The organism is Herbaspirillum seropedicae (genome assembly GCF_001040945.1).
Taxonomy (GTDB): Bacteria; Pseudomonadota; Gammaproteobacteria; order Burkholderiales; family Burkholderiaceae_D; genus Herbaspirillum; species Herbaspirillum seropedicae.
Genome location: NZ_CP011930.1, coordinates 3,676,641 through 3,697,261 on the forward strand (window position 1 = coordinate 3,676,641; position 20,621 = coordinate 3,697,261).

Annotated in this window: 21 protein-coding genes and 1 tRNA gene; 14 read left to right on the plus strand and 8 right to left on the minus strand. The window is 61.4% G+C overall.

The genetic code is table 11. From position 1 onward, the window contains the following. Window positions 1–36: 36 nt before the first annotated feature. Window positions 37–1,239: an acetylornithine deacetylase gene (gene argE, locus ACP92_RS16070; RefSeq protein WP_013235158.1), complete on the minus strand. Its 1,203-nt coding sequence runs from the start codon at window positions 1,237–1,239 to the stop codon at window positions 37–39. A gap of 389 nt (window positions 1,240–1,628) precedes the next feature. Between argE and ACP92_RS16075 the strand changes: the two genes are divergently transcribed. After that, on the plus strand, window positions 1,629–2,093 hold the full coding sequence (locus ACP92_RS16075; RefSeq protein WP_013235160.1) for a response regulator: 465 nt from the start codon (window positions 1,629–1,631) through the stop codon (window positions 2,091–2,093). 66 nt (window positions 2,094–2,159) lie between these two features. Here ACP92_RS16075 and ACP92_RS16080 read toward each other — a convergent pair whose 3' ends face one another. Next, complete coding sequence (locus tag ACP92_RS16080) at window positions 2,160–2,441, minus strand: hypothetical protein (protein WP_156181797.1); 282 nt, start codon at window positions 2,439–2,441, stop codon at window positions 2,160–2,162. A 264-nt stretch (window positions 2,442–2,705) separates the two neighbouring features. On the opposite strand from ACP92_RS16080, the gene ACP92_RS24075 reads away from it, so the two are divergent. From ACP92_RS24075 to ACP92_RS16100, 4 genes are all read left to right on the plus strand, one after another. Continuing rightward, window positions 2,706–3,716, plus strand: a complete 1,011-nt coding sequence (locus tag ACP92_RS24075; protein ID WP_049788075.1) for a GGDEF domain-containing protein — start codon at window positions 2,706–2,708, stop codon at window positions 3,714–3,716. A 176-nt stretch (window positions 3,717–3,892) separates the two neighbouring features. Continuing rightward, entirely contained in the window at window positions 3,893–4,684 is a 792-nt protein-coding gene (locus ACP92_RS16090; protein WP_013235163.1) for a fibro-slime domain-containing protein, read from the plus strand. Between the two features lie 580 nt (window positions 4,685–5,264). Beyond that, window positions 5,265–6,224 carry a hypothetical protein gene (locus ACP92_RS16095; RefSeq protein ID WP_013235164.1) on the plus strand — a complete coding sequence of 320 codons (960 nt, stop codon included), beginning with the start codon at window positions 5,265–5,267 and terminating at the stop codon, window positions 6,222–6,224. 303 nt (window positions 6,225–6,527) lie between these two features. Continuing rightward, window positions 6,528–7,610, plus strand: coding sequence for a glycosyltransferase (locus ACP92_RS16100; protein ID WP_013235165.1), 1,083 nt, complete (start codon window positions 6,528–6,530; stop codon window positions 7,608–7,610). 247 nt (window positions 7,611–7,857) lie between these two features. Here the strand turns inward: ACP92_RS16100 and ACP92_RS16105 are convergent. Then, a tRNA-Met gene (locus tag ACP92_RS16105) sits at window positions 7,858–7,934 on the minus strand. A 199-nt stretch (window positions 7,935–8,133) separates the two neighbouring features. Here ACP92_RS16105 and ACP92_RS16110 point away from each other — a divergent pair. From ACP92_RS16110 to ACP92_RS16125, 4 genes are all read left to right on the plus strand, one after another. Beyond that, a complete protein-coding gene (locus ACP92_RS16110; RefSeq protein WP_013235166.1) occupies window positions 8,134–8,700 on the plus strand; it encodes an NUDIX hydrolase in 567 nt (188 codons plus the stop codon). Window positions 8,701–8,714: 14 nt separating this feature from the next. Further along, the gene (aat, locus tag ACP92_RS16115; RefSeq protein WP_013235167.1) at window positions 8,715–9,458 is read left to right on the plus strand and encodes a leucyl/phenylalanyl-tRNA--protein transferase; all 744 of its coding nucleotides are present in this window, start codon (window positions 8,715–8,717) and stop codon (window positions 9,456–9,458) included. Window positions 9,459–9,595: 137 nt separating this feature from the next. Continuing rightward, the gene (locus ACP92_RS16120) at window positions 9,596–10,324 is read left to right on the plus strand and encodes an arginyltransferase (protein WP_013235168.1); all 729 of its coding nucleotides are present in this window, start codon (window positions 9,596–9,598) and stop codon (window positions 10,322–10,324) included. Window positions 10,325–10,486: 162 nt separating this feature from the next. Then, a complete protein-coding gene (locus tag ACP92_RS16125; protein ID WP_013235169.1) occupies window positions 10,487–11,551 on the plus strand; it encodes a quinone-dependent dihydroorotate dehydrogenase in 1,065 nt (354 codons plus the stop codon). A 142-nt stretch (window positions 11,552–11,693) separates the two neighbouring features. On the opposite strand, the gene ACP92_RS24640 is transcribed toward ACP92_RS16125, so the two are convergent. Continuing rightward, on the minus strand, window positions 11,694–11,837 hold the full coding sequence (locus ACP92_RS24640) for a hypothetical protein (protein ID WP_156181798.1): 144 nt from the start codon (window positions 11,835–11,837) through the stop codon (window positions 11,694–11,696). Between the two features lie 188 nt (window positions 11,838–12,025). Here ACP92_RS24640 and ACP92_RS16130 point away from each other — a divergent pair, with 188 nt between their 5' ends. The 3 genes from ACP92_RS16130 to ACP92_RS25235 all read left to right on the plus strand — a co-directional run bounded on the left by ACP92_RS16130 (window position 12,026) and on the right by ACP92_RS25235 (window position 13,905). Beyond that, the gene (locus tag ACP92_RS16130; protein ID WP_013235171.1) at window positions 12,026–12,625 is read left to right on the plus strand and encodes a gamma-glutamylcyclotransferase; all 600 of its coding nucleotides are present in this window, start codon (window positions 12,026–12,028) and stop codon (window positions 12,623–12,625) included. A 35-nt stretch (window positions 12,626–12,660) separates the two neighbouring features. After that, window positions 12,661–13,083 carry an NAD-GH domain containing protein gene (locus ACP92_RS16135; RefSeq protein ID WP_232284856.1) on the plus strand — a complete coding sequence of 141 codons (423 nt, stop codon included), beginning with the start codon at window positions 12,661–12,663 and terminating at the stop codon, window positions 13,081–13,083. A gap of 690 nt (window positions 13,084–13,773) precedes the next feature. Then, window positions 13,774–13,905: a hypothetical protein gene (locus ACP92_RS25235; RefSeq protein ID WP_013235175.1), complete on the plus strand. Its 132-nt coding sequence runs from the start codon at window positions 13,774–13,776 to the stop codon at window positions 13,903–13,905. 95 nt (window positions 13,906–14,000) lie between these two features. Here the strand turns inward: ACP92_RS25235 and ACP92_RS16140 are convergent, their stop codons facing one another. Continuing rightward, window positions 14,001–14,849 carry an alpha/beta hydrolase gene (locus ACP92_RS16140; protein ID WP_013235176.1) on the minus strand — a complete coding sequence of 283 codons (849 nt, stop codon included), beginning with the start codon at window positions 14,847–14,849 and terminating at the stop codon, window positions 14,001–14,003. Continuing rightward, complete coding sequence (locus tag ACP92_RS16145) at window positions 14,846–16,297, minus strand: HdeD family acid-resistance protein (protein ID WP_013235177.1); 1,452 nt, start codon at window positions 16,295–16,297, stop codon at window positions 14,846–14,848. Before ACP92_RS16145 ends, ACP92_RS16140 begins: the two co-directional genes overlap by 4 nt. A gap of 76 nt (window positions 16,298–16,373) precedes the next feature. Between ACP92_RS16145 and ACP92_RS16150 the strand changes: the two genes are divergently transcribed. Together ACP92_RS16150 and ACP92_RS16155 are read left to right on the plus strand one after the other, a co-directional pair. Beyond that, entirely contained in the window at window positions 16,374–17,183 is an 810-nt protein-coding gene (locus ACP92_RS16150; RefSeq protein ID WP_013235178.1) for a YdcF family protein, read from the plus strand. Between the two features lie 228 nt (window positions 17,184–17,411). Then, window positions 17,412–19,241 carry a methyl-accepting chemotaxis protein gene (locus ACP92_RS16155; RefSeq protein ID WP_013235179.1) on the plus strand — a complete coding sequence of 610 codons (1,830 nt, stop codon included), beginning with the start codon at window positions 17,412–17,414 and terminating at the stop codon, window positions 19,239–19,241. A 104-nt stretch (window positions 19,242–19,345) separates the two neighbouring features. Here the strand turns inward: ACP92_RS16155 and ACP92_RS16160 are convergent, their stop codons facing one another. Both ACP92_RS16160 and ACP92_RS16165 read right to left on the minus strand, forming a co-directional pair. After that, window positions 19,346–19,987, minus strand: coding sequence for an NrsF family protein (locus ACP92_RS16160; protein ID WP_013235180.1), 642 nt, complete (start codon window positions 19,985–19,987; stop codon window positions 19,346–19,348). Then, entirely contained in the window at window positions 19,984–20,613 is a 630-nt protein-coding gene (locus tag ACP92_RS16165) for a sigma-70 family RNA polymerase sigma factor (RefSeq protein ID WP_013235181.1), read from the minus strand. The genes ACP92_RS16160 and ACP92_RS16165 overlap by 4 nt, the downstream gene beginning before the upstream one ends. Between the last annotated feature and the right edge of the window lie 8 nt (window positions 20,614–20,621).

Below are 20,621 nucleotides of genomic sequence, written 5' to 3' on the forward strand. Positions count from 1 at the left end.
CTCAGGACAAGCGCCTTTTTCATTGCCCGCGCCGGATCAGACTGGCTGCAGATGCGCCGAGGCGATGAAGTTGTCGAAGAAGCGCTCGCAGCGCGCCAGCTGTTCCAGCGTCACGAACTCATTGGGCTTGTGCGCATGCGCAATGTCACCCGGCCCGCAGATCACCGCCGGCATGCCCGCCTGGCCGAAGAGCCCGCCCTCGGTGCCAAACCCGACCTTGCGCGCCCGCTCGCTACCCAGGATGCGCAGGGCCGACGTCACCAAGGGATCATCGGCTGGCGTACACATGCCGGGATAGGAAGTCAGCGTCTCGAACTCGATGCGCCCCTGCACGCCATCGATGCGCATCTGCGGCAGGATTTCCTGCTCCGCATAGGCCTTCACTTCCTCGAACACCTCGGCCGGATCGATGCCGGGCAGGAAGCGGTGCTCGAAGACGAACTCGGCCTTGTCCGGAATGATGTTGGGCGCATTGCCGCCGCTGGTGAGCGTGGTGGCAATGGATGAATACGGCACATCGAAGTCATCATCCTGCACCCCCGAATGCCGCACGCGCAAGGCGATCTCGCGGATCTTCAACTGCATCATGGCGGCAAAGTCGATGCTGTTGATGCCCAGGTGCGGGCAGGACGAATGCGCCGCATGGCCGTGCACCGAACAGCGATAGGAGCGCTTGCCCTTGTGCGCGATGACCGGCTGCATCATGGTCGGTTCGCCGATGATCACACCGGTGGGCCGGATGTCGTTCTGCTGCAGGTCGGCCAACAATTCGCGCACGCCCAGGCAGCCCACCTCCTCGTCATAGGAGAACGAGAAATGCAGCGGCGTATGCAGCCGCGCCAGGTCGATGGCGGGCAGGCGCGCCATGCAGATGGCGATGAACCCCTTCATGTCGCAAGCGCCACGGCCAAACAGCTTGCCATCGGCGACGTGCGCCACGAAGGGATCGGTATCCCATTTCTGGCCGGTCACCGGAACCACATCGGTATGACCTGAAAAGACCGTGCCAAAGCGCCCCGGCCCGGCATCGCCCAGGGTCGCAAACAGATTGGCCTTGCGGCGCTCGGCGTCATAGGTCAGGCGAGTGACCGCACCATGGCGCTCCAGGTGATCGCGCACCCATTCGATGAGGCCCAGATTGGATTCGCGGCTGACGGTATTGAAACCGATGAGGGTGGTGAGGATGTCCAGCGTCTGGCGGGTCGGTTGCGACGCCGCAGTAGTCAGTGATGCATTCATGATGATGTTTTGCCTGTTCGATTCAGGAACATGGTGCAAGGCTGCGCGGATGCAGCCTGCAAAGCACGTTCCGGCAACTTCTTCAGCAAGCCCCGTGCCACCGGCCACACTACACGGCATGCCGGCAATACCCCCACTCCTGCGCTCTCACAAGATGGGAACCGTGCCAGACGGAGACCTGCCTCCTGCAACCTCGCCTAGGTTACACCGCCCTGCCCGCTCGTGCGCAGCGGCCTTCATTCTCATCAGGAAAATCATGATAGGAGCGCCCCCGTAACTTTGTCAGACTAGCGCTGAGACTTCGTGTAGAGAGAACCGCCACGGCGGCACAAGACCACTCCGATCGCACAGGAATCAGGCTCAGGGCAACACGCTAGAGGAATCACAACATGAGACCGCCGATCATCCTGATGATTGAATCGAACGGCGAAGCAGTAGAATTGGCGCGCTTTGCGCTGTGGCGGAGCAATTTCCATTGCGTGCTGCAATGGTACGACGAGGCCGACGCCGCCATCGACGGCCTGCTGCATCGGCACCGCCTGGACGACGCACGCCTGCCGGACCTGATCCTGCTCGATCCCGGCATGATGGAAAACAACGGTGTCGATTTCATCCTCGCCATGAAGGCTGGACGGGATACCCGTTCGATCCCCGTGGTGGTCTTTCCCGACAGTGACTATCCACCAGAGATGCCCGACTTGCTCGAGGCCGGCGCCAGTGCCTACCTGCTCAAGCCCGAGACCGCTCCGCAATACATGCAGGCGGTGGTGGAATGCGCCCAACGCTGGGCGCGACCGCGACGGCGGCGCAGCGGATCCGGCGCCGCACGCCGCAAGCCGCCCACCTCCGCATGAGGGGCGGCCACGACGCCAGCGCCCAGGCCTGACGACGCCCAGCCGCCCGCAAGGCAGAGGCCAGGATTACTTCTTGACCCGGCTGCTGATGTGGGAATCAAATTCGCGCTGGGCCGCTTCGAGCTTCTTGAGCGCTTCCTGCCAGGGACGGTAATCCTCCTCGGTCAGCCAGGAATTGCCGGGGTTCTGCTTCCACTGTTCCAGCTTGGACGTCATCAGCTCGTACTCCTCCAGCTGCGCCACCAGGAGCACCTCCATCTGCGACTTCAGCTCCTCGGCGCGTTCGATCCAGGGATCTTGCGGTGACTGCTCCTGCGCTTGCTGCTGTTGCTGGTCTTGTTCCGACATGGGCATCTCTCTTTGGTGGTGAATGAAATTGAACTGCTGGCGATGCTAACACGAAGATAGTCGCAGATTTCCTCCCGGCAAGCGAAGGTGCGGTGAAGTTTGATGCTAAGTTTGATGCACTAATAGCGACAACAGATGAAACTTACTTCTGTTGAGCACGACCACGCTGTTATAGTGACGACAACCCGAGTGGAGCGCTCCGTGACGGGCGGACAGCCTCCGTGGGCATGAGGGATGCCCCGCCGGATATTGAATGTGATTGACATGCCACTGACCCAGCAGCGAATTGATGAATTCCACGGCCTGATCCGCCCTTTGTCGATCGGCCTGCAAGCAACGGGCTTCATCCTCTTTCTGACAGGGTGGGCGCTGGCCGCCCCAAGCTACGTCTACCCATGGTGGGAGGGTGCGGCGCTGACCGCAGGCGGTCTATTCCTGCTATACCTGGTAAGCCGGCCAGGCTGGCTGGTGCCCGCCTCGTTCATGATGATCTGGCTGCTTGCCGAAGGCTTCGCCATGCTCGCGCAGCCCAGTCCCAACCGGGCCTTCTTCACCTGCGCCCTGGGCATCACCTTCGCCCTGGTCAGCGCCCCCATGTTTGCGCGTACGCGTTACTACATGGTGGCCGTCTGCGGCATGTATCTGATCCTGGGCCGGGGCAGCTTCATCGATGCCGAGGTCGTCGGCGACGAACGATGGATGCTGCTGCTCACCCTGACCGTGCTGGGCCTGGGCAACTTCGTGAACCTGACCGTCAAGCGGCAGCACGTCGAAAGCCTGCGCCTGCGCAAGGAACTGGAATTCATCGCCTTCAAGGATCCGCTCACCGGCATCGACAACCGGCGCCGCTTCATGCAGCAACTACCCATCATCCTGCAGGCAGGACAACCGAGTGACGCCTGCTTCCTGATGATCGACATCGACAACTTCAAGAAGATCAACGACGACTTCGGCCACGCTAGCGGCGACGAGGCCCTGATCCTCACCGCGCGCGCCATGCAGAGCGCCCTCAGCGAGGGTGCGCTGGGACGCATGGGCGGGGAGGAATTCGGCATTGCCCTGAGCGGCGGCGGCCTGGCCCATGCGGAGCAAGTCGCCGCCAAACTGCTGCAGGAGGTGCGCCAGATCCACATCCATGCGCGCCCGCTGACGGTGAGCATCGGCATCGCCCGGGCCACCGACCACAGCTCCGTCTCCAAAGTGCTCAGCGCCGCCGACCAGGCCCTGTACCAGGCCAAGCGCGCCGGCAAGGACCGCTACGTCGTCAGCGCCTGAAGGAAAAGACGCGCCCGCCAGCCCCGTCAGAATATGTCAGGATTCTTTACACCCATGACTGACAGCGCGCACAAGGAAAGCGCTAAGCAACTGATTAAAAAGGATTTTCCTGCCCCCTGAAAAACTGGAACGGATTTTGCTGACCAGCCTGTTTTCAGACCAACACGGAGAATCCGATGCGCGCCAAATCCCTTCTCGGCGGAGCCCTGCTGGCAGGCCTGATGAGCCTGTCCACCGCCCACGCCAACACCATCACCCTGACCGGCACCGTACGCGACTTCAACTCGTACGGCACCACCCACAACGGCGTAGCCGGCCATCCCGATTTCGAGTCCCACGTGAGCGATGATCGCGGCATCGTCAAGAGCACCCTAGGTGCAGACGGCAAGCCGGTCTACAACTCCGCCGACTACAACCCGACCGTGAGCAGCGCCGCCTCGTTCTACCAGTGGTACCACGACGACGCTTCGGTGAACCGCACCGGCTCCGTGTCGATCAACCTGAACCAGATTGGTCCGAACCTGTACCAGTACAGCAGCAACTCTTTCTTCCCCATCGACAACCAGTTGCTGGCCCAGACGACCATGGGTCACAACTTCGGTTTTACCACCGAGTGGCACACCCAGTTCACCTACAACAGCGCCGCCAATTCCAACTTCACCTTCAAGGGTGATGACGACGTGTGGGTCTTCATCAACGGCAAGCTGGCCATCGACCTGGGCGGCGTGCACGGCGAAGAGACTGCCAGCGTGGACCTGAACAGCTTCGCTGCAGGTGCAGGCATGAACAATGGCGGCACCTATCGCCTGGACATCTTCCAGGCCGAGCGTCACACCTCCGGTTCCAACTTCACCATGACCACCTCGCTGGCCCTGGCCCCCAGCAACGTTCCCGAACCGGCCACCCTGGGCCTGATGGGACTGGGTCTGTTTGGCCTGGTGGCGGCGCGTCGTCGTCGTCGCGCGTGACTTCGGCTTGAACTGGACGCCGCTTGGCGGTGTCCGGGCTGTGAGAGGATATTCGAGCGGTTCACTTCGGTGAGCCGCTTTTTTTTGGGTGATGTTGGGCGGCATTGTTGCCGAGGGATTGACCTGCGGCGCTTGTGGCAACACGACATGCTGCATTGCTTGCATTGGCGATTGTTTGTGCTGAAGAGTCAGTTTCCTTTTGAAGATCAACCAAACAATTAATTAGAAAATTAATTAAAAAATTAATTAAAAGATTAATTGGAAAATGCCTCGTGGAAACAATGACGAACTATAAGTCATGCACTCAGGAGATCTACTCCTTCCTTTTCCGTTCTGCTGCCAGCCACAATGAAATCAAATGGAATTGACTGAGCGCAACATAAGCGCGTAAATGGCACGCGTTGGCGGATTCCAATCAACCTGATTACAACAAAAACTACCCCATCCAAAAAATAAATTTCGCAGGGATAGAGGCTCTATATTAGAGTGACAAAAAAATAACTCTGATGTTTTGGAATTAGTTTCTGTCGGGTGCAATAAGCCCTCTGACTAATTCTTTCTTCACGCCAAAAAAATACCTATGATAAACATAATCACAAAAAATCATGGCGGTGCAGTTCATGTTCAGGAACACTTCGAATATATCCGCTGCGGCCTCAACTACGTCGGGGAAAACGTAAAATACAGCCACGGAATCGATGGCGATCCGCTTTGGCTGGAAGATGGTGTCAACGTAGTTCTGGAATGTTTTGAAGAAGGCGAGATGATCGTCGAGCTGATCAAGCTCAAATTAAGATTTCCGAAGAGCAAATTGATCGTTGTGGTCACTGAAATGCTCAAGGACGGGATATTCAATTCGGCCATGGCGCCGGCGCAGGCAGAGGGACATTATTCGGACCTGTCCTACTGGCAGATCAGAAGCTACAACTTCTATCAGCTGATTCCCTATATTGACGGTCTGGTGCTGTACGCCGAGGCCTTGATTCCCGGTTACAAGGAATTCGGAAAGCCTATTTTCTATCTACCGCTCGCAGCGCCGCCCGGGCAGCCCCTGCGTCAGCATTTCCCCTTGAAAGACAAGAACATCGATGCTGTTTTCAGCGGCTCCATCACCCTCACACGGGCTGAGTTGATCGAACGTCTTCGCACAAGGAACTACAAGGTAGTCGCCCTTCCCAGCAAGACACCCGAGTACATCCGCGATAGCTACTATGCACGCTCCAAGCTTGTGCTGGGTCCCAAGCTGGGCCCGGAAACTACCCTCTTGTCGAAGTGGCGCGCTTATTACGTATTGGTCAATCGACACACACATATATTCGAACAGGTGTCAGAGCAGACCGACCTCGACGAGTACGTCTATTTTGCCAATCCACGCAGGACTTTCGTGGATGAGTGCATCGATCTCATCGAGCACCCGGACTCTTTCCCTTTAAGTCGTTTCAATCACTTCAAGGAAAGCCCTGAACTCAATTACGTTGATATCTTCCTCAAGCTCAAGCAATTCCTTACGACCAGCAAGGCGACATGGTTCACGACATGAGCGCACGGGGATCTATTTGATGGAATGTTCCAGCGAGCAATCAAGGACAACGAAAAAAATTCAATCACTCGGCTCGTCGCTGTCGGGTTGTTTACCGTTGATAGCGAAGCATCCACCTAATCCATTCCGATCTTCCCTATGAGCAGCACTCTGCCTACTCTCGGACTTCCTTGATCGCTCCCCTTCTATCGCCCGCTGAATGGACACCATCCGCTGGTCAAGTCCTTCCTGGAGAACAACGAAGCGATACGATCCTACGAGATCACCCGGACTTTTAATCCGCAGAACTCGATCGGCGCCGCTGTGGGTACAGCGTTGACACAGCATTGCGGCAGCATCGACGATAAAGGTGACCAGAAAAAATATATAGAGCACCTGCATCTGCTGGATCAGATATGCATTGAAGGGCAAGGGGATTCGTATGACGCGCTTTTCCTCCACACAGCCCCTCTCTATGCAGGCAGCAAGCCATGGATTTTTCACTTCGAGAGCTTCCCCAGCATTTTCTTTCCGTTCATTGATACCGGAGAGACGCGTAACCTGCAGCTGAAAGACAAGGGATACTTCAAGGACATCGAAAATGCCTTTTTGTCGGCGCAATGCCGGGCAATTTTCTCGCATGTGAAATCCAGCATCGAGGTGATGCAGCGCGTATTCGAGAGTGACGTCATCCGGCGAAAGCTTCACTACGTTCCTCTTGGAATCAACATCGAATCACCGACGGAAGCCTTACGCAAATTCGATACACCGAGCAGCCTGCATATCCTGTTCACCAACTCATTGCACCAGGATCCCCGCTCCTTTTATCTTCGCGGAGGGCATCATCTGTTAAGGGCATTCAGCACCTTGCGACGGCGGCATCCGAACTTGCACTTGACCATTCTCTCAAGCGTTCCCGAGGACCTCGGCAAGTGGTTCCAGCAAGCAGACCTCGATGGGGTGCGCTGGATCAATCACCGTATCAGTGATGATGAACTACGCCAGCTTTACTTCTCCCACCATATGTTTGCACTCCCGTCTGCGGGTCTGCATTCATTCAGCATTCTGCGCGCCATGGCTAGCGGCTGCGTTCCCATCGTCTCCGACGCGCTCGGCTATGAGGAATACCTGGCGCCGCAAGAAGACAGCGTGATGAGGATATTCGGGGTCCGTGAGTCCGTGTATTACGACCATCCGGAAGGGTGGGTCAGTGATGATTACCAGGGCTTCAGGCAGGCCATCCTGCCTGCGATGGTGGAGCAACTCGAACAACAGATTTCAGATCATCTGAACCCTGATCTTTTGCGTGCAATGGCGATGCGAAATATGTTCCATTGCGTAAGGCGGCAAACGGTAGCGAATTCCCATCAGCAGTTCGAGCAGATGTTGCGGCAGGTGTTCTTGTGAGGCATCGATCGCGTGACTGACCGCGAGACCACGGGAGGGTACGTGATGGCCACTGATATGGTTGGCGACTATGAGCTAACGTGATCGGTCGTCGTGGAGATGACTTGCGTCGGCAATTTCAGCCACTCAGGCAATGAGTCGGTTGTCATGACGCCGCGTCCACGCCAGCGGCGATGCCTCACCGGACGATCACACGCTGAAAAGAAAAAACCGCTACCAGCAAAGCTAGTAACGGTTTCTCGATATTTGGTTGCGGGGGCAGGATTTGAACCTACGACCTTCGGGTTATGAGCCCGACGAGCTGCCAGACTGCTCCACCCCGCGTCTGAAGAACACAATTATAGGACAGCTAAAATCGGAATGCAAACATTTTCTGCAATCTTTTTACAGTGATACACTTCTACCCTCCCGGACGGTTCCAGCGGCCTGTTTACCCTCTTATATAGGGAGTGCATGAAAAAACGCTGCAAACGGCCCGGTTAGCCGATCACATACCTATATAGACAGACAGATCCGAGCCCCTATGAAATTCTGTTCCGAGTGCGGTCAGACGGTATCACAGCTGATTCCTCCCGATGACACGCGCCTGCGCTATGTCTGCGGCAGCTGCGGGGCCATCCATTATCAGAATCCCAAGATGGTGGTCGGATCGATCCCGGTCTGGGAAGAAAACGGCCAGACCAAGGTCCTGCTCTGCAAGCGCGCCATCGAGCCACGCCTGGGTTACTGGACCCTGCCGGCGGGTTTCATGGAAAACGACGAGACCACCGAAGACGCCGCCCGCCGCGAAACCGAGGAGGAAGCCGGCGCCCGTGTGCAGCTCCATGAGCTCTTCTCGCTGGTCAATGTGCCGCATGTGCATCAGGTCCACCTGTTCTATCGGGCGACCCTGCTCGATCTGGATTACCACGCTGGCATCGAAAGCCTGGAAGTCGATCTCTATACTGAAGATCAGATCCCCTGGCAGGACATCGCCTTCCCGACGGTGGAGTTCACCCTGCGCGCTTTCTTCGCGGACCTCAAGAAGCTGCGCAGCGGTGAAGGCAGCTTCACGCTGCACACCGAAGATATCCGCCGTCGCATGATCTGAATGCAGGATCGAGGATGATCGCCTGGCTGGACCTGGACACGCCCTTCCCCGATGTCTCGCGCGCATTGAAAGATCCGCCGGGGCTGCTGGCGGCTGGGGCCGACCTGTCGCCGGCGCGACTGCTGGAGGCCTATCGCCATGGCATCTTCCCCTGGTTCTCCGAAGGCCAGCCCATCCTCTGGTGGAGCACCGATCCGCGCATGGTCCTGCGCACCGACCAGTTCGTGGTCTCCGACAGCCTCAAGAAAACCCTGCGCCGCATCGAGCGTAGCCGTCAAGGCGACGGCCTCTGGCAGGTCAGCTTCGATACCGCCTTCGAACAAGTCATGCAGGGTTGCGCCGGCCCGCGCCGGCATGAGCACGGCACCTGGATCTCGCCCGACATCATGCAGGGCTACCTCGGCTTGCACCTGGCCGGCTATGCGCACTCCGCCGAGGTCTGGCTCAATGGCGAACTGGTGGGCGGGGCCTATGGGGTCTCGATCGGGCGCATGTTCTACGGCGAGTCGATGTTTGCCCGGGTCAGCGATGCCTCCAAGGTGGCGCTGGCGCATCTGGTGTTCTTCCTGCGCAGCCATGGCGTGGAAATGATCGACTGTCAGCAGGAGACCTCCCACCTCGCGTCGCTGGGCGCACGTCCCATTGCCCGCAGCGAGTTCCTGCGCCACCTGCGCGCCGCCATCCAGTGGCCGCAGATCCGCGGCTGGGCGCCGCTGGACCTGCTGGCGGCGGGTATCCCGCCCATGGGGCGTCCCTGAGCCATGATCCAGCGCAGCTGTCTGCGCTATCCCGGTTCACCGGAGCTGACAAAATGGTGTAAATTGGAAGCTGACCCACGGACCGGTCGGCCCCTCAAGCGCGCCGCCGGCTTCCCGCAAGACAGGACAGGAGGCACATGACGCATCTCAAAGACTTGCCGTTCTCCACGTTGCAGTTCTATGCAACCGCGCCCTATCCGTGCAGTTATCTGGATGACCAGCAGGCCCGTTCGCAGGTGGCCACGCCTTCGCACCTCATCAATGCCGATGTCTATTCGGAACTGGTCAAGACAGGTTTCCGCCGCAGCGGCATCTTCACCTATCGGCCCTACTGCGATGGCTGCCACGCCTGCACGCCGGTGCGCATCCGGGTGGCGGACTTCCAGCGCAACCGCAGCCAGCGCCGCGCCTGGGAACGCAATCGCGGCCTGCAGACCCTGGTCACCAACCTCACCTACGCCCACGAACATTACGAACTCTACCTGCGCTACCAGTGCGCCCGCCACGCCGGCGGCGGCATGGACCAGGACAGCCGCGACCAGTACGCGCAGTTCCTCCTGCAGAGCAAGGTCAACACCCGCCTGGTCGAGTTCCGCGAGGCCGACGGTACGCTGCGCATGGTCAGCATCATCGATGTGCTCAATGACGGCCTGTCCTCGGTCTATACCTTCTTCGATCCGGACCTGCCGACGGCGTCCTTCGGCACCTACAACATCCTGTGGCAGATCGAGCAGGCGCGCCAGCTGGACATGCCCTATGTCTACCTGGGCTACTGGATCAAGGAAAGCCAGAAGATGGCCTACAAGACCAACTTTCAGCCGCTGGAAGCACTCTATGACGGCGAATGGTCGCCGCTGGAAGGCTAGAACCCATTTCATCAATAGGCGTGAGATGCGTTCTAGTTCGCCACTGTGGCGCATCGCCTGCAGATGGGGCGGCAAATGCGCCTGGGCGGGCCAAATTGACGGAAACAGGCGATGGCTCGCGTAGAATAGCGGCACTTTTTATCGCCATCCGCCTTTACCATCGTGTCCGACAAATTCCTTTACGCGCTTGCGCGTCCCCTGCTGTTCTCCCTCGAACCTGAAACGGCCCACCACCTGGTGCTGCCGGCGCTGCGTTGCGCGGCCCGCTACAGCCTGACCGACTTCCTGGGCCGGCGGCCAGCGGCCGATCCGCGTACAGTGATGGGCATCACCTTCCCCAATCCGGTGGGCATGGCGGCAGGCCTGGACAAGGATGGCGCCTACATCGACGGCCTGGCGGCGCTGGGCTTCGGCTTCATCGAAGTCGGCACTGTGACGCCGCGCGCCCAGCCGGGTAATCCGCTGCCGCGCATGTTCCGCCTGCCGGCCGCCAGCGCGGTGATCAACCGCATGGGCTTCAACAATGGCGGGGTCGATGCCTTCGTGGCCAATGTGCAGTCGTCGCGCTTCTATCAGGAACGCCAGGGCGTGCTGGGCCTGAACATCGGCAAGAATGCCGATACGCCCATCGAGCGCGCTGCCGAGGATTACCTGCATTGCCTGGAGAAGGTCTATCCCTATGCCAGCTATGTGACGGTCAATATTTCCTCGCCCAACACCAAGAACCTGCGTCAGCTGCAGGGCGCATCCGAGCTGGACGCCCTGCTGTCGCAGTTGAAGTCGGCCCAGCACCGCCTGGCCGACCGCCATGGCCGTTATGTGCCGGTGGCGCTGAAGATCGCGCCGGACATGGACATGGAACAGGTCAAGAACGTCGCCGATGCGCTGCTGCGCCATCAGATCGATGGCGTCATCGCCACCAACACCACCATCACGCGCGATGCGGTCAAGGGCATGCCGCATGGGGAAGAAGCCGGCGGGCTGTCGGGCAAGCCGGTGCTGGAGCTGTCCAACCAGGTGATCCGTGGCCTGAAGGCCGAAGTGGGCGACGCCTTGCCCATCATCGGCGTGGGCGGCATCTTCAGCGGCGCTGATGCGCGGGCCAAGATCGATGCCGGCGCATCGCTGGTGCAGCTCTATACCGGCCTCATCTACCAGGGACCGGCCCTGGTCCGGGAATGCGCGGAGGCGCTGCGCATGCCGGTTGCGGCCAGCGCGCATCACTGACGCGCTGGGTAGGCAATACCTAGGCAATACGTAAGCAATACGTAGGCAACTCGCTGCACAAACAAAAACAGCAGGCCGCATCACCGGGTCTGCTGTTTTTTCATCCTTGCCCATGGCGGGCGTGCGTGCATGATCGCGCGCCTCAATCCTTGGAAGACTCTTGCTTGAGGTTGAAGACCCGCCGCGCGTTGGCATCGGATTCGGCCTTCTTCTCGAAATCGGTCTTTTCGCAACCGGCCAGTACCACGCCGACGACCAGCGTCAGCAGCATGATGACGAAACGCATGATATTCCCCTGAAAAATCGGATGGCGGCCACTAGACTGGCAAACGGCCCCTGCCGTCGCCCCACCGCCTGTCGGCAGGCGCCATTTTATGCGCAAAAGACGGGAGTGCGAGAAGTCTGTCAGGAAAGATTTCGCCTCTATAATGACAGGCTTGCGATGGCCAAGGCCGTCATTCCGATTTACGTCCCATGTCCGTCAATACCATCGATCTCAACCGCCAGATGCGCCACTTCGACGACCATGCCAGCGTCTGGCTGTTCGGCTATGGCTCCATCATCTTCAAGGCGGACTTTCCTTACCTGGAACGCCGGCCAGCGCATATCAAGGGCTGGGCGCGGCGCTTCTGGCAGGGCTCGCACGATCACCGCGGCACGGCCGAAGCGCCGGGGCGGGTCGTCACCCTGGTGGCGCAGGAGGATGCGGTATGCGAGGGCATGGCCTATCTGATCACGCCGGAAGTCTTTGCCCACCTCGATCACCGCGAAAAGAACGGCTACCTGCGCCTGGTCACGCCCATCCTCTTCGGGTCGGGCCAGAGCGCTGAAGGACTGATCTACATTGCCTCGGAAGAGAACGAGGCCTTTGCCGGTCCGGCGAGCGAACTGGAGATCGCCCGGCAGATTGCCCACGCCGCCGGCCCCAGCGGACGCAACAGCGAATACCTGCTCAAGCTGGCGCAGGCGCTACGTGAGCTGGGCGCGCAAGACCGCCACGTATTCGAGATCGAGCATCACCTGCTGCAACTGGACCCTGGCGCCGCCCTGCCTGCATCAACCCATACCCCCTGATACCCCATGATTTCAACAACACAAGGATGAGGAACATGATCAAAGCTCTTGCCGCCAGCATCACCGTCGCCCTCGCCCTGGCTGCCTGCGCCACTCCGGTACAACGCACCGCCAGCGGTGATATCCCGCCCCCACGGGTCTACATCAAGAGCATGACCGAGCAGGCCGAGGGCCTTTCGCGGGTGCAGTTCCAGCGCCCGGGCGGCCTGCTCAACAACGACATGCTGGAATTGACCATCAATGACGTGACGCTGGCCCAGATCATCGGTGGGGAACACCTGACGATCTGGCTCAAGCCCGGCAGCTACGACCTGGGCGCCAAGCGCGTCCATACCCTCACCAACTCCTCGTCCAGCTCAGAGGACAAGCTGACCCTGCAGGTGCGCCCGGGCGCGTCCTATCAATTGCAGGTCGGCACCGACCTGGGCGGCGTGAAGATGAGAACAGGTACGCCCTGATCCGATCCTTCCGCGCCGGCTTGCGCCGGGTGACACCCCCTGCCCCTGTCGCACGGATGACACACCGTGCCACAGGGGCATTGTTTTGCTGGGATCAGCATCGACGGGCGGCCTCCGAGGAATGCACCCAAACCCTTGATTTAAAAGGAATTAAATCATCGCATTGCGACAGGAGAGGTAGCAGGAACACAGTTATTCATAAATTCGATAACTGGTATTGTCATTCAAAATTGGCGACGTGGCGGCGATACGAATATATTGCAATGCAACAGATCAATTTTTCTCACGGAGCTCACCATGAACATCGTCGCCGACATCCTGCCGTACACCCTGCTCATCGGCGCCATGGTCGCGCGCTACCTGATTTCGGTCAAGTAAGCAGCTTCCCTGGCCTGGCATCCTGCCTTCGCGTTCAAGCGGCGGCAAGGTGACCTGGGCAGAACCCGAAAAGCGGTGATTGTCGCATTGCAATGGCGACAATCACCGCTTTTTGTTTTGGTACTTCTACCTCTTTTTTGCGTTTGGTCACGAGACATTCCCTCTAACATCACCACGAGTGATATCAGATATGCGCACCCGCCATATCCTTGTCTTCGGGAAACATGAAAAGATGACCCCGGCCCCCTGGCTTGCAAAGCGCTGACGGCTCATTACACTTGAGCGTTTGCAAACTGGACCGAAAGTCACCGCATGAAGCGTCTTGCCTCCATCCTCGCCACCACCGGCCTGCTACTGGCCCTGCAAGGCTGTGCCTGCGCCCCTGGCTTCGTTGGATTCGACAGTCGTTGCCAGTTCATCAACACCCCCAGCGGGCAACCTTGAGTTGGAAAGTGTTGTCCCCCGCCCCCAAAATCCTCCTTTGGACGACTTTACAAGCGTAATTCCAGGTTAATTTCCGAACTCGCCCGGCCACTTCTTCAGGGCTGCGCCGACAATTGCGCCAGCCAATTGCGCAGATCCTGCATGGCCTGCGCCCGCAGGCTGGCTTCTTCATTGAAGATTTCGTGATAGGCGTGCTCGTACCAATGCAGCGTCTTGCGCCCGGACGGCAAGGCGTCGAAAAAGGCACGGCTGCCGCGCGGCGCGACGAAGGCGTCATCGCCGGCCACCTGCAGCAGCACTGGCCGGGTGAACTGGCCGGCCTCGCGCTCCACCTGCCGCATGGCATCGAGCATGAAATGCAACATGCGCGGGGCGATCTTGCCATGGTTCAGCGGATCCTTGCGGTAGGCGCGCACTTCATGCGGATCATGGGAAATGCGGCTGGCCGGCAAGGCCGTCGGCAGCGCCAATCCTGGCGCGATGGCCGTGGATACCGCCAGCAACAGCTTTTGCCAGCCCTTCATGTCCAACGCCAGCGCGGGCGAGGACAAGGCCAGCGCCCGCACCGGGCTGTAGCCGCCGGTAGCAAAGCGCGCCGCCACCAGTCCGCCCATGCTGTGCCCGAACAGCACGGGCACGCATTCGGTACGCCGACTGAAATCGTCGAAGCTCAGCTTGAGGTCGCGCAACAGGTCATCCGGCCGGATCAGGCTGCCCTGGACGCCGCCGGAATTGCCATGACCGCGCTGGTCACAGATGCGCACCGACAAGCCAGCCTCGTTGAACAGCCGGGCCAGCGAAAAATAGCGCCCGCCATGCTCGCCCAGCCCATGCACCATCTGTACTGCCGCCGTCGCGCCGGGCAAGAGCCAGTCACGGCAGAACAGGCGGGTGCCGTCGTCGGCGTCGATCCAGTGTTCCTGGGGGGCGATGAGGGGAATCATAGGTCTCCGGTCGGTGGATGCTGTTGGGCGTAACGGCGGCGTGCGCGCCATCCCTTGCGCAGGCGGCGGCTCTGGCGCAACGCCAGGTGCAGCGAGGCGGCCCAGGACAAGGGACGGGGATGCACCACGGCGCGCAGGGCGCGGGCATAGTCGAGCACCATGCCCGGTGTCCAGGCCATGGTGACGGCGCGCTTGCGGATGTGGCTGGCCACCCAGATCTCGGGCGTAAAGATCATCCGCAAGGCATTGGTCCAATGCCGGTTGCGCCCGCCGATCACGCCTTCCAGCGCAGACTCCAGGGCATTGGCCACGGTGCTGGAGCAATTGCGGTTGGTCAGGTTGTAGATCTCGGTCTGGCGGTAACGCTGCCAGAAACGGTCCAGACGCGCGCGGCAATAGTCGCGAAAGACGATCTTCTCGGTCGATTCACACCAGGAGGCGGCCTCGCTGGGATAGTCGCTCAGATAGCGGCCCTTGACGTCGTTGTCGGCGGTGGCGCGCAAGAGCCGGGCGAACTGGTCGGGCGAGCGGTCGATCTCCTCGGCCGGATACAGGCTGATGTAGAGGTCCGGCGGTATTTCCAGGGCAGCGTGGCCGGTGGAGATGACGCCATTGGTATCGACTGCGGCGATATAGCGGTCGATCACCGGCTGCCGGCGCGCCGGTCCCCGTGCGCTGCCCGCCGGCGTCCATACGTGCACCGTCAACGGCTGCGCCGCGCTGACGGCGGCCGCAGGCGTGGCCGGCGGCTGCCGCATTTCCTCCAGGGTGGCATCGTCGCGATGCACGCCGGCGTCGAAGGGGCGATCATCGCCGCTATTGCGGGCGGCCAGCATGTCCACCGAGACATCGGCCGGCAGCATGCGGGTGCGCAAGGCCAGCCAGATCATGTTCCAGCCGCCGAAGATCAGGCCCAGCGCCAGGCAGAACGGCACCGTGCCCTTGTAATGGGTGGGATAAGGCTGGAAGAAGAAGATGGCCAGCAGGATCTGCACGCCGCCGCCCACCAGCGCCGTGCGCCAGCGCGGAAAGCGCACCACCAGCGCCGAGGTGATCTGCAAGGCGCCGCCGATGGCGAAGGCAATGCCGAAGAGCATGGCCAGGGCCATATTGCTGGCCTGGTGCTGGGTGATGACCAGCACCGCAATGAGCAGGAACAGGGCGCCCTTGACGTAGCGCAGCGTCTTCTGCGCCCCGATGCCGCTGTTGGCCACCCACAGCGTGACCAGGCTTTCCAGCAGCAGCAGGTAGCCAAACAGGGTGAGGGGGAAGTTGAGCACGCCGTCCAGCGCGTCGATGGCCAGGGACACGCCGATGGCGCCCCAGCTCAGGCCGGCCAGGGCCAGCACATGCCAATTGCGACGGATGAAGTCCGCGCCCAGCAACAACAAGACAAGACGTATCACGGTTTTCCCCGGGCCTGCGCCCTTCCCTTTGCGATCCGGCATTTTGGGGGATTCCGTGACAGGAGGCAAATCCTCCCGACCACGCGATGACGTGGCGGCAGTAGATGAAACTGGACCAATGGCCGACAATGCCGGGATTGTCGACTTTCCTGTCTGCCTGCCCATGCCCCTGTCGGTCCTCGTCTCCGCCCTGGCCAGCACCCTGCTGCTGCCCCCTGTTTCCCCGCTGCTGCTGGCCCTGGCAGGGCTGCTCCTGCGACGTCATGCACCGCGCTGGCGGCGCTTCGGTCTGCTGCTCATCGTGCTGGGGGTGGCCACGCTGCTGGTGCTGAGCACGCGGGTCGGTTCGCTGCTGCTGATCGCTCCGCTGGAAAACAGCTATCCCGTGCTGCGCAGTCCGGGCCAGGCTCAGGCCATTGTCATCCTCGGTTCGGGCCGCATCGACCGCGCCCCGGAATATGGCGGCCTCGACGACGCCAACGCCATCGGCATGAAGCGCCTGCAATACGGCGCCTACCTGCACCGCCAGAGCGGCCTGCCGATTCTGGTGACGGGCGGCAATCCGGACGGATCGCCTGAGAGCGAAGCGGCCGTGATGGCGCGCACTCTGGAACGCGATTTCGCCGTGCCGGTGCGCTGGCAGGAGGGACGCTCCAACACCACCTATGACAACGCTACCCTCTCTGCGGCCATGCTCAAGGAAGCGGGGATCTCCCGCATCCTGCTGGTCACGGACAGCCTGCACATGCCGCGCGCCATGCAGGTCTTCGCCACCACCGGCCTGCAGGTGCAAGCCGCTCCCACCGTCTTTGCCGGTCAGGCGCGCACACGTGTGACCGACTACCTGCCCAATGCGGCCAGCCTGCAACTGGCCAGCTACGCCCTGCGCGAGTGGATAGGCCAGCTGTGGTACCGGGTCCGGCAATAGAGCGCAAGCATCCTAAGCCCGCAAGTAACCGGGCTTCCGCCCCCTGTTCCCGTCTTCGCCGACAGGGGGCGGGGGTAAAGTGCTAATGTCGCCCGGAGTTGCATTCGGGCGCTGTTCGAGCTGTTATCGCTTCAACCCGCCCCGCACAAGGCAATGCAGAGAACGCCTCTGCCATTGCACCGGCGCAAGGACGCCAGCGGGCAACTGACAATCTAGGGAGACCTCATCATGGGCCAGCTGTCCTTCAACAAGAAACTTTGGCTGCCGCTCGTCCTCAGCCTCATCGCACTGCTGGCAATCTCGATCTTCAGCGCAGTGATGGTCCGCAATATCCGGCTGGAGGAACGCAAGGCCGACCTCACCAATATCGGCCAGACCGCCCTCTCGCTGGTCAAGGGCTATGGCGCCCTGGCCGACAGCGGTGCACTCTCCAAGGAAGACGCGCAGAAACTGGCCAAGCAGGCCATCAAGAGCCTGCGCTATGGTACTGACGGCTACTTCTCCATTTCCACCTCGGGCCAGATCATCGTGATGCACCCGATCAAGACCGAGCTGGATGGCAAAGACCTGAGCAACTTCAAGGACCCCGCCGGCAACAATCTCTTCGTCGAGATCACCAAGGCCGGCAGCAAGCCCGAAGGCGGCTTCGTCCATTACCTGTGGCCCAAGGTGGGCGCCGCCGAACCGGTCCCCAAGACCTCCTTCGTGATCGCCTACAAGCCCTGGGACTGGAACCTCACCACCGGCGCCTACATGGATGACATCAACGCCGCCTTCCTGCGCACCCTGTGGCAGATGGCGCTGCTCTTTGCCGCCGTGTCGGCGGCGCTGGTGGCGCTGGTGATCGTCATCAACCACGGCATCCTGCGCACCATCGGTGGCGATCCGGCCCAGGCGGCCGAGGTCGCCAACCGCATCGCCCAGGGTGACCTCACTCCCAATATCGAGACCGCCCCGGGCGACAGCAGCAGCCTGCTCTACGCGGTGCGCAGCATGCGTGATTCGCTGCTCTCGACCATCACCAACATCAAGGCCTCCGCCGGCACCATCGCCTCGGCCTCGCAGGAAATCGCCAGCGGCAACCTGGACCTGTCGGGCCGTACCGAACAGCAGGCCGGCTCCATCGAGGAAACCGCCTCGGCCATGGAAGAACTGACGGCCACCGTGAAGCAGAACGCCGACAATGCGCGCCAGGCCAACCAGTTGGCCGAATCCGCGTCGGAAGTGGCGATCCAGGGCGGCAGCGTGGTCAGCCAGGTGGTGCAGACCATGGAAGGCATCACCGACAGCTCGCGCAAGATCGCCGACATCATTGGCGTCATCGATGGCATCGCCTTCCAGACCAATATCCTGGCGCTGAACGCGGCGGTGGAAGCCGCCCGCGCTGGCGAACAGGGCCGCGGCTTTGCGGTGGTGGCCTCGGAAGTGCGCTCGCTGGCCCAGCGTTCGGCCTCGGCGGCCAAGGAAATCAAGACCCTCATCGATGACTCGGTGGCCAAGGTCGACACCGGCAGCAAGCTGGTCGAACAAGCTGGCGCCACCATGACCGAAGTGGTGGCCAGCGTGCGTCGGGTCACCGACATCGTCGGCGAGATCAGCTCGGCCAGCCAGGAACAGAGCGCCGGCATCGCCGAAGTCGGGCGCGCCATTACGCAGATGGATGAAGGTACGCAGCAAAACGCGGCGCTGGTGGAGCAGGCTGCCGCTGCGGCGCAATCGCTGCAAGACCAGGCGGCCACGCTGGCGGGACTGGTCGGCCGCTTCCACGTCGATGGCAGCCAGGCCAGCATCGCCCCGACGGCGCCCCAGGCGGCCAAGCCTGCAACCCGCCCCGTCCAACCGACCACGCCACCGGCGACGCCCGCACTGCGCAAGCCGGCCGCTCCCCAGCCGGCTCGTCCGGCGCTGGCAGCATCCAAGGCCGCCGCTCCCAAAGCTGCTCCCAAAACCGCTGCCGCCCAGCCGGCCAAGGCCGAGGCCCCTGCCGCCAAGCCGACGGGCAAATCGCCATCGCGCTTGCCTGCCGGGGAAGATGAAGGCGATTGGGAAACCTTCTGAGGCATCCCTCGCCTGCCGATCAAGCCCGCCTAGTGCGGGCTTTTTCTTGGCCTGGGCAATCGCTGTGGAGCCGGCCTTGCGGGCCGATGGGGCGATGCGCCGGATTACCAGCGCAACAGGCGCGGCCCCAGCAGCAAGCCCGCCGCGGCCGGAATGAGGATGCCCAGGAAGTACCAGACGCCCCAGAACGGAACGCCCATCTCCGGACAATGCAGGCAATACACCATGGTCGCCGTGGCGCCCGCCAGCAGTCCGGCGATGGCGCCGGTCAGGCGTAACCGGGTCGGAGCCATGCCGCGCACGGCCCAAAAGATGCCGATGAACAGCGGAATGGACAGCAATGCGATATTGAAGGGGCAACTGCGCCAGCTGATACCCATCAGCAGCGGCAGACGCTGGGCGAGCGGCGCACTGAGCAGCACCAGCGCGCCGCCAGCCCAGACCGCCAGGCCCGGCAAGGCGATGCCCGCCCAGCGCACGCCAACACGCAAGCCCGGACGCATCAGGCGGCGCAGCACCAGCAGCGCACCCACTGCCAGCGTCGTGGGAAAGGCCAGCTTGATCCAGAACAGCGGCACGCCCAGCATCAGTCCCAGGTCGGGGCGCAGCCCATAGATCTTCAGCATCAGCAGCAGCGCGCCCAGGCCGCCCAAGAGCAGCGCTTGGGCCATCTGCTTGACCGGCAGGCGACGGTCCACCGGCGTCACGCCGCTGGCCATCATGGAAATGAGGTCGTCAGTCTTCATGCTTGCAGTTTCTCCCGGATCTTCAGGGCCAGGGCCTTGAGGCCACGATGGATGCCCACCTTGACGGCCGACTCCGACATCCCCGTCAGTTGCGCCGTTTCGGCCACCGACAGGCCCTCCAGCTTGACATGCACGATCGGCAGGCGTTGCTTGTCGGGCAGCTCCTCCAGCAGCGCGCCGACGTCGCGCCGCGCCTGCGCGGGTTCATCGTCGCAGATGGCCAGCAGGTCGTGCTCCTCTTCCAGCGGATCGAGGAAGGCGTCACGGCGTGAACGGGCGCGCAGGAAATCCATCAGCTTGTAGCGAGCAATGGCGTGCACCCAGGCTGTCAGCGGCTGGTCGGGACGATAGGTATGACGGGCGTTGTGGATGGCCAGCAGGGTTTCCTGCACCACATCCTCGACGTCATCTTGCAGATGAACCAGGCGCTTGCGCAGAAACGCGCGCAGGCGACCGCTCAGTTCGGAAAGGAAGTTCCGGTAGGCCACTGCGTCGCCATCGAGACCGGCCAGCAGCAAGGTGCGCAAGCGCTCTTCGGTAGGGTGCGCGGGCTTGCCGGGCAGACCCGCCAGGTCGTCCGGCAAGGGCGGGCCGCCAGTGGCCAACAGGTAAGGACTCTCAGTCATGGGAACGC

Coding starts and splice junctions, on each gene's coding strand:
- ACP92_RS16135 (WP_232284856.1), top strand. CDS start 12,661: ATGATCAAAGCTCTTGCCGCCAGCATCACCGTCGCCCTCGCCCTGGCT.
- argE (WP_013235158.1), bottom strand. CDS start 1,239: ATGAATGCATCACTGACTACTGCGGCGTCGCAACCGACCCGCCAGACG.
- ACP92_RS16145 (WP_013235177.1), bottom strand. CDS start 16,297: ATGCCGGATCGCAAAGGGAAGGGCGCAGGCCCGGGGAAAACCGTGATA.
- ACP92_RS16150 (WP_013235178.1), top strand. CDS start 16,374: ATGGCCGACAATGCCGGGATTGTCGACTTTCCTGTCTGCCTGCCCATG.
- ACP92_RS16080 (WP_156181797.1), bottom strand. CDS start 2,441: ATGTCGGAACAAGACCAGCAACAGCAGCAAGCGCAGGAGCAGTCACCG.
- ACP92_RS16110 (WP_013235166.1), top strand. CDS start 8,134: ATGAAATTCTGTTCCGAGTGCGGTCAGACGGTATCACAGCTGATTCCT.
- ACP92_RS16165 (WP_013235181.1), bottom strand. CDS start 20,613: ATGACTGAGAGTCCTTACCTGTTGGCCACTGGCGGCCCGCCCTTGCCG.
- ACP92_RS24075 (WP_049788075.1), top strand. CDS start 2,706: ATGCCACTGACCCAGCAGCGAATTGATGAATTCCACGGCCTGATCCGC.
- ACP92_RS16095 (WP_013235164.1), top strand. CDS start 5,265: ATGATAAACATAATCACAAAAAATCATGGCGGTGCAGTTCATGTTCAG.
- ACP92_RS24640 (WP_156181798.1), bottom strand. CDS start 11,837: ATGCGTTTCGTCATCATGCTGCTGACGCTGGTCGTCGGCGTGGTACTG.
- aat (WP_013235167.1), top strand. CDS start 8,715: ATGATCGCCTGGCTGGACCTGGACACGCCCTTCCCCGATGTCTCGCGC.
- ACP92_RS16140 (WP_013235176.1), bottom strand. CDS start 14,849: ATGATTCCCCTCATCGCCCCCCAGGAACACTGGATCGACGCCGACGAC.
- ACP92_RS16130 (WP_013235171.1), top strand. CDS start 12,026: ATGTCCGTCAATACCATCGATCTCAACCGCCAGATGCGCCACTTCGAC.
- ACP92_RS16120 (WP_013235168.1), top strand. CDS start 9,596: ATGACGCATCTCAAAGACTTGCCGTTCTCCACGTTGCAGTTCTATGCA.
- ACP92_RS25235 (WP_013235175.1), top strand. CDS start 13,774: ATGAAGCGTCTTGCCTCCATCCTCGCCACCACCGGCCTGCTACTGGCC.
- ACP92_RS16160 (WP_013235180.1), bottom strand. CDS start 19,987: ATGAAGACTGACGACCTCATTTCCATGATGGCCAGCGGCGTGACGCCG.
- ACP92_RS16075 (WP_013235160.1), top strand. CDS start 1,629: ATGAGACCGCCGATCATCCTGATGATTGAATCGAACGGCGAAGCAGTA.
- ACP92_RS16090 (WP_013235163.1), top strand. CDS start 3,893: ATGCGCGCCAAATCCCTTCTCGGCGGAGCCCTGCTGGCAGGCCTGATG.
- ACP92_RS16155 (WP_013235179.1), top strand. CDS start 17,412: ATGGGCCAGCTGTCCTTCAACAAGAAACTTTGGCTGCCGCTCGTCCTC.